4 protein-coding genes are annotated in these 8,153 nt (G+C 38.2%); 2 read left to right on the top strand and 2 right to left on the bottom strand.

The window, feature by feature from the left end:
* Positions 1–77 precede the first annotated feature (77 nt).
* Positions 78–926, bottom strand: a complete 849-nt coding sequence (locus BWI44_RS07085; protein ID WP_286812575.1) for a 23S rRNA (adenine(2030)-N(6))-methyltransferase RlmJ — start codon at positions 924–926, stop codon at positions 78–80.
* Positions 927–992: 66 nt separating this feature from the next.
* Positions 993–1,571 carry a Crp/Fnr family transcriptional regulator gene (locus BWI44_RS07080; RefSeq protein ID WP_286812574.1) on the bottom strand — a complete coding sequence of 193 codons (579 nt, stop codon included), beginning with the start codon at positions 1,569–1,571 and terminating at the stop codon, positions 993–995.
* 416 nt (positions 1,572–1,987) lie between these two features.
* Here BWI44_RS07080 and BWI44_RS07075 point away from each other — a divergent pair, with 416 nt between their 5' ends.
* Together BWI44_RS07075 and BWI44_RS07070 are read left to right on the top strand one after the other, a co-directional pair.
* Complete coding sequence (locus BWI44_RS07075) at positions 1,988–5,215, top strand: glycoside hydrolase family 2 protein (RefSeq protein ID WP_195209499.1); 3,228 nt, start codon at positions 1,988–1,990, stop codon at positions 5,213–5,215.
* Positions 5,216–5,408: 193 nt separating this feature from the next.
* Positions 5,409–7,997 carry a PQQ-binding-like beta-propeller repeat protein gene (locus BWI44_RS07070; RefSeq protein ID WP_195209498.1) on the top strand — a complete coding sequence of 863 codons (2,589 nt, stop codon included), beginning with the start codon at positions 5,409–5,411 and terminating at the stop codon, positions 7,995–7,997.
* Positions 7,998–8,153 lie beyond the last annotated feature (156 nt).

Below are 8,153 nucleotides of genomic sequence, written 5' to 3'. Positions count from 1 at the left end.
TTTTTCATAGTATTAGATTTAAGGTTAACAAAAGATTGGCTGTCTGGGATAGATAGCCTTTTTTTATGTTGGTATGTTTACTTTATACTATCTCTGTATAGTCTCCCAGCATAACTTTTATATTTAGTGTCACTGTACATGCAAACTAACATATCGCTATAATCCCAAATTGCTTTATTGGCTTCCTGAGATAAGTTGGTAGCTAAAATGCCGCTCCCCAATATACCCGGGTTACAAGGAATCGTATCTTTTCTGATTGAATTCATGATTAACTCAATACAGGTATATTCTTTGATGTTTTCTTCCTCCAGTCTATTCACTATATATTGGTTAATGTGTATTTTGTTATTTCCAGTCATAAAACCGTACCACAATAGGCATTTCATACCTGCTTGGGTTGCTTGTATTAATACATCCAGATAGGTTGTTCCCGATATTCCCTTTTTATCAATTTCATAAGGATCGATATGGAGGAAGGAAGCTTGGGAAAGTGAGGGTAGTAGTTTTATAATCCCTTCGAGTGAATCCGTATGACAGGTCTGGATATGTGATTCTAATTTCACTTGTTTGGCATAGGATTCTATATTTTCTAAAGCATCTTTTTCTATATCAAAGAATAGATATTGGGATGTTCGTTCTGCCAATGTATTCATAGCTAAAGCGGGAGAACCTAAATAATTTCCTTTTGCCATTTCTGTGCTTTCCAGCTTGTAATAAGGAGATTCCCTCAAAGGTTTTTCTTCACGGGCTTTCTTCAGGAAATGGTAAATGCCGTATTGCTGTTCCGGGGTATGCGCCATTTGATAAATGGCGGATGCTGAATTCGTTTCTATGTATATCTGCGGTTTTTCGATTTGAAGAACCTCACAAAGCACCAGATGCTTGAATACATCAGCTTGTTTCCCATAATGAGTGTAAGTTGCCATATTTTTATGATTTATGTTTATGGCGGCAATATTAAGCTATATAAAATGAAAAAGCCTTGACCAAAGTCAAGACCTTTCGTTATACAGTTGTTTTTTTCTTATTCTGCTGAGGGTTTCGGGAGTTATGCCAAGAAACTGGGCTATTTCTTTGAATGAAAGCTTTTCTTGTAAACCGGGGCATCTTTTCATTAATGCATGATAACGTTGTTCCGGAGTATCGCAATAAAATCCCAATAGTCGTTGGTATATTTCTGCAAATATGGTTTCGGCTATTTGCCTTCCTAATCGTTGGGTGTCCATGTCTGTTTCCCAGAATTGATTAAGTTTGCTTAACGGGAGGAGATAAACTTCACATTCGGTAGAAGCTTGTATCGTGACTGTGGAAACTGTCTGTTTCATGAAAGAAGGATAGTCACAAACAAAGTCATTTGCAAAGCTATAGCCTACTATCCATGTATTGCCATTTGCATCTGTATGAGACAAACGGAATATACCGGATACGACAAAGCCTATCTGATTGTTTTTCTCATTTTGCTGTACCAGATATTCGTTCTTTTTAATTTTCATCAGGAGCCCTTCTTTCAAGAATAATTTTTCAAGCCTTGAGGTATCCGGAGGACTATCTTTTACATTAAATTTGTCCATGATTATTATATTAGTACATACGACAAAGGTACGAAGATTACAGAATGAATGATATAGTTCTAAACTAAAATAAGTACTGAATAATATTATATATGCGAATCAGTAGTTGAAATTCATTCATGATGGAAAAGAGAGGAATAAAAGAGTGATAGTGTGATAGGGTGATAAAGTGGCTGCGCTATATCACAGAGCGTTATCCCGTTGTCACTTTATCACACTTTGTTCATTACTCGTCCAAAATGAACATAATTCAACTACTGATTTGCATTATTTATAGAAAAGTTCTGGATTCCGGAGGATTAATGTGTTTTTAATCCAATATTAATTCTGTTTCGGCTTACTTTTTAATGTCACCCTGTTTACTTTGCAGACAGGAAAAACAAATATGTCTAATACCTAATTAATAGTATTTTTAAATGAAACGAAATGCAATTTTATTAAGCTTGTTGACGACTTTGTTCTTGCTGCCGGGAAAGGCAGTGGGACAAAACACATCAAGCGATGGTAAATTGGTGTATAACTTCCCGTTTGCACCAAGTGAGGGTCTTGTGAATAGAACAGAAAAGGAGTATAGGAAAGAAATCTGTCTGAATGGCTATTGGGATTTCCAACCTGTGGCTTTGCCGGGTAGTTACGTGCAAGGTAAAGGAGTGGCACCGGAATTATCATTGCCCAAAGAAGGTGCATGGAGTAAAACCCGTATAAAGATTCCTTCTCCATGGAATATAAACTCTTTTGCTAACAGAAATGTAGAGGGACCTGATCATCGCAACTACCCGTCTTATCCGAAAGAATGGGAACAAGTGAAAATGGCGTGGATGAAAAAAACTGTAACTATTCCTAATGACTGGAATGGTCAGCAGATAAAATTATATTTTGAAGCTGTAGCCGGCTATACTGAGGTCTATATCAATAAGGAAAAAGTAGGAGAGAATTTTGATCTTTTTCTTCCATTCAGCATAGATATTACGAATAAGGTAGCTGCAGGTGAAACCGCTGAAGTATGGGTGGGAGTTCGTAGTCAATCTTTGTTTGAAAACAACTCTACAATTGGGCGTCGTATTGTTCCTGCCGGTTCTATGTGGGGATATCACATTGCCGGTATCTGGCAGGATGTATACTTGTTGGCATTGCCTAAAGTACATGTGGAAGATGTATATGTGAAGCCGTTGGTTTCAAAGAATATGCTTGAACTGGAAGTGACTGTACAGAATAATACGGAAAAAAAGACAGATCTGCAACTTCAAGGTAAGATTAATGAATGGGTAAACCTGGCTGGGACAGATGTTAATTCTGCTCCTGTACCTGCATGGGAACTTGGACAGGAAGCTTTGAAAGTGGCCCCTGTTAAAGTTAGCATCCCTGCCAATGCTTCAACAAAAGTTGTGTTGCAGGTTCCGGTATCCGGTGAGTTGAGTTACTGGACTCCTGAACAACCGAATCTTTATGCCGTATTGCTTTCATTGCAGGCTAAGAAAGAAATTCTTGATATGAAATATGAACGTTTCGGATGGCGTGAATGGACATTGCAAGGTACCACACAGTACCTGAATGGTAAACCTTATCAGTTGAGAGGTGATTCTTGGCACTTTATGGGTATTCCGCAAATGACACGCAGATATGCGTGGGCATGGTTTACTGCCATTAAAGGTATGAATGCTAATGCAGTTCGCCCTCATGCACAGATTTATCCTCGTTTCTACATGGATGTAGCTGATGAAATGGGTATCTGCGTATTGAATGAAACTGCTAACTGGGCGAGTGATGGTGGTCCGAAACTGGATTCTGAGCTCTTCTGGGAAGCATCAAAAGAACATTTGAAACGTTTTGTACTCAGAGACCGTAATCATGCTTCTGTCTTTGGGTGGAGTATCAGTAATGAAAATAAACCTGTGATTTTGCACGTTTACAACAGACCGGAATTGATGCCTCAGCAGAAGAAAGCTTGGGAAGATTGGAGAGACATTGTTCGTGCAAACGACCCGACCCGCCCATGGATTTCTGCCGATGGAGAAGATGATGGAGATGGCATCTTGCCGGTTACAGTAGGTCATTATGGTGACATGAACTCAATGAAACATTGGGTTGGAATAGGTAAGCCTTGGGGAATCGGTGAACATAGTATGGCGTACTATGGTACACCCGAGCAGGTCGCTAAGTATAATGGTGAAAGAGCCTATGAATCGCAGTTGGGACGTATGGAAGGATTAGCTAATGAGTGCTATCATCTCCTTGCTAGCCAGCGTAATATGGGAGCTTCTTACAGTACCGTTTTCAATATGGCATGGTACTCTTTGAAACCGCTGCCACTGGGAAAGAAAGATATGACTACAGAACCGGATATCAATAAAGATGGTATTTTCTTTACTGATTATAAAGAAGGTGTGCCGGGTGTACAACCGGAGCGTGTAGGTCCTTATTGTACAACATTCAATCCGGGATATGATCCGAATCTACCTTTGTATGATCCATGGCCTATGTATGATGCTATGCGTGCAGCCAATGCACCGGGACACTCTGCTTGGTCTGCTTATGCTGATATTGACAAAAAACAATATGAAGCACCGACAGCTACTCCGGCTGAGAAATATAAAGAAGTGATTTTCATAGGCGGAGATGACAGTAAATTGAAAGGTATTCTGGATGCACAAGGCGTGAAATTTGCTGTAAAGATTACTGCACCTGCACGTATGCTCTATATTGTAGATGGTACTTACACTTTGTCTGCTGCTGAAAAGAAGAGTATGTTAGCTAATGTTGCTAAGGGTGCTGATGTATGGATTTGGGGATTAACACCTCAGACATTGAATGTATACAATGAGATATTACCTCTTCCGGTAGCATTAGATAACCTTAAACGTTCTTCTTTCTTGCCGGTTCAGAAGTCATGGATACGTGGCTTGAATAATTCTGATTTCTATTTCTGCGAACTTCAGAGAGCTGATGCTTCAGAATATTCATTAACAGGTGCGCTGGTAGAAGAAGGAGATGTCTTGCTGAATGCTTGTAAAACAGATTGGAGAGCTTGGAATAAACGTCCGGAGGAAATCAAAACTGCCAGCACGGTGCGGAGTGAGTACGAATGTACAGCTGCTACTCCTGTGTTTGTGAAGTATCGGAAAGATGCCTCTTGTTTCTATATCAGTACCCTGAAAGAATTCACTAACTCTGAAAAGGGATACAATACACTGGGAGTGATTTTAAAGAATGCCGGTATTGATTGTAATGAGATTGAAGTAAAATCAAATGAAGTCTTCTTCTTGCGTGATAATCAATTGGTATTTCCTGTTGCAGCGAAGGAGAAGTTAGTGAAAAAAGCGGATGGATGGGCCTTGGATATCTATGTATTTAGTCCGCGCCCTTTGGATGACTTGCTGATTGAACCGAATATGCCGAAGCTGACTTTGGTTGTGAAAGCAAAGGAATGTCAGCTTGCTATTAATGATAAAGCATATGTAGCCGCTTCGCAAAATAGGCATGAGGCTACTTATAAAGAACTGCCCTTGCTGCAAGGTTGGAATAAGGTAAGCATAAAAATAGGAGAAAGAGATAAAAATGAATTCAGTGGTAACTTTAGATGTGATAATAGAAATGAATTCCTTTCTTCGTTGAAAGTGATGTTTGTCAATCCTGAAGTGAAATAGAGAGATAGATAAATAAAGGGATTGAGGAGAAGCGTAGTTTTCAAATAGGTTCTTTTTCGATAAGTTCAGTGTTAATCCAGTGTTGTGCGAGGTAATTCGCATAACACTGGATTGGTTCTAATTCTTTTTATTGAACTTATTACTCATTTTATGTTTTTTTTATACCTTTGTCTAGTGTTCTTGAAATAGAAATATGAAAAACTATTGCAGATATATTTTATTTAGTTTCCTCCTACTAGCAGGAGTGAATTTATTTGCCTCCGTCTATAATAGCGGACTTTATTTTAAATCTCATTCCGCCCCTAGTACTGAAAGAACTTCACTCATTCTAGATGAAAATAAGCCTTTTGAAGTAGAAAATGAATTTACCATTTCTTTTCAGATGTGGGTACGTAACAATGAACCCGACTTTGGGTCAATTTTGCATTTGTACACTAATACAAATCAATTAATTCGTTTTTCGTTTGTTGCGGGAGGAGAACGTTTGCATTATCCGGCATTAGTCTTCAATGAAGGAATGGTTACCATTGACAGTCCTATTGAAAGAAAAAAGTGGATTTCAGTTTCCTTGCGAATGGACATGAAGAATAATTCTATTGCAGTGAAGTATGCGGGAAAAGATACGACAATAATGGTTCCTCTGAATGGAACTCATCGGGTAAAAGCATTATTCGGACATGCGCCTGAATATCTGGCTGATGTAGCGCCAATAAATTTAAAGGATGTAAAAATAATGCAAGATGGTAAGCAAACCCGTGAGTGGAGGTTGTGGAAACATAATGATAATGTTTGCTTTGATGAAATAGCGAAATCTATAGCTCGTGTACGGTCCCCTTATTGGCTGATAGATGACCATATCAAGTGGAAACAGATTTATAAAGGAACACTCTCTGGAAGACTGGATGTTGCTTTTAATGCGCGTGATGCTTTGTTTTATTTGGTAAGGCCAGATAAAGTGGAAATACTAGATGAAACTGGAACCATGAAGAAAGAAATTAGTGTACAAGGAGGGTATCCTGCCATGGAGTTCACAGATCATCTGATTTTTGACACCTTGACTAACAGGTTGGTATCTTATTCGTTATCTCAAAAGCGTGTTTCTTTTTTCTCTTTTGATACAGATCGATGGAATTTGGTAGAGCGTAATAAGGAAGAGGCGAATTATTATAACCATGCTCGTACTTATAATCCGGCTGATTCTTCTTTCTATTTCTTCGGTGGCTATGGTTTTTATAGATACAGGAATGATTTGTTCAGGATGAGTCCGTTTACGGGCGAAATGGAAATGATCAACTATGACCCCTTGCTTAATCCTCGTTACTCTTCGGCGGTAGCTGTCGTTGGTGATGAACTCTATATATTGGGTGGGAGGGGAAATAAGTATGGCAAACAGGAGTTGAATTCTTATTTCTATACAGAATTGTGCGCGATTGATTTGAAAACAAGGAAATCACGTGTTGTTTGGAAGAAAAAGCAGGTAGAGGCCTCAATGTTGATGGCTTCATCTATGTATTTCGAACCCTCGGATAGTTCATTCTATGCGGTTTCCTTGAAAGATGGCGGTATTTTGTGGAAAGTATCCATGAAAGATACGACTTGGACAGCAGCATCTATTCCCATTCATAACAGAGTTATTCATCAAGATTGTGATTTTAGTTTCTACTCATCTCCTTCATGCAATAAGCTGTTTTTAGTAATGGATAAAATATTGACTGATCGTACACATGATGTGTCCATATATTCCATAAATACTCCGTTGATGAGCCAAGCGGATATAATGCAAGTGGCGGAAGATACTTCTGTTGCTATCCAGATGTGGTATTGGATAGTTGCTGGATTTTTGTCGTTGTTGGGTGTTGGAAGCTTTTTATATTACCGAATAGTTGAACATAAGAAAGAAGAACCGCTTTCTGTAGTTACTACGGATAGTGTAAAAGAAGAATTGGCAGCAAATGATAACAATGTAGAGAATGAAAATTTAGAATTGAAGGTAGAAGCTGGGGATGAAAGAATTTCTGTTCTTAGACCGATAGAAAACTATTTTGATCGTAGTCGTTCAGCAATTTCTTTACTTGGTACATTTAATGTGCGGGATAAGGATGGAAATGATATCACTTCTAATTTTACTCCCCGTCTGAAAAGTTTGTTAGTTTTGTTAATTCTTTATACAGAGAAAGATGAAAAAGGCATTCTGACTCGGAAAGTAACTGATATGCTTTGGTCTGATAAGGATGAGATCTCAGCTCGAAATAATAGAAATGTGACATTGCGTAAGTTGCGTGTTTTGTTAGAAGAGGTTGGTGATGTGGAAGTAGTGAGTGATGGTGGATTTCTGAAAATGCAGTGGAAAGAAAAGGTATTCTGCGATTATCGTACAGCGCTCCATTGCATAGAGTTATTTCAACGAAATGGTTCTCTGAAAGATGATGTATTTCTGAACCAAATATTGGAATTGTTGCTGTGTGGTCCGTTACTTTCTAATACGATTGTTGATTGGTTGGATGGATTTAAGGATGCCTATTCAAGCCTTTCTATTGATTTACTTAGAAATCTGTTGGATATTGAATATAAGAAAAATAACCATGAGATGGTGCTCCGTATTACTGATATTATGTTTTTGCATGATCCGTTGAATGAAGAAGCATTGTCTGCCAAGTGTTTAGTACTGTTTTCGGAGGGGAAGAAGGGGATTGCCAAGAGTGTATATGATCGTTTCTGTAAGGAGTATCGGGAGTCTTTAGGTGAAGATTACAAGGTTCCGCTTTCTAAATTATGTGAATAACTTTGTTTTATTAAAAATTAAGCGTTTAATTGAAAAAATTAAGCGCTTTTTTAATATAATATTAAGACGAATTTCGAAGAATAATTAATCTGGAGCATATACTTTTGTGGGTAGGAATTTACTTAATAAAATGAACTGCTAATCTAAATGTTTATG

It is taken from the genome of Bacteroides sp. Phil13 (assembly GCF_001940965.1).
Taxonomy (GTDB): Bacteria; Bacteroidota; Bacteroidia; order Bacteroidales; family Bacteroidaceae; genus Bacteroides; species Bacteroides intestinalis.
This window is presented reverse-complemented; position numbering and strand designations above follow the sequence as displayed.

What these genes read in the sequence shown, in the direction of transcription:
- BWI44_RS07085 (WP_286812575.1), bottom strand. Translation starts at nt 926, where the DNA reads ATGGCAACTTACACTCATTATGGGAAACAAGCTGATGTATTCAAGCAT.
- BWI44_RS07080 (WP_286812574.1), bottom strand. Translation starts at nt 1,571, where the DNA reads ATGGACAAATTTAATGTAAAAGATAGTCCTCCGGATACCTCAAGGCTT.
- BWI44_RS07075 (WP_195209499.1), top strand. Translation starts at nt 1,988, where the DNA reads ATGAAACGAAATGCAATTTTATTAAGCTTGTTGACGACTTTGTTCTTG.
- BWI44_RS07070 (WP_195209498.1), top strand. Translation starts at nt 5,409, where the DNA reads ATGAAAAACTATTGCAGATATATTTTATTTAGTTTCCTCCTACTAGCA.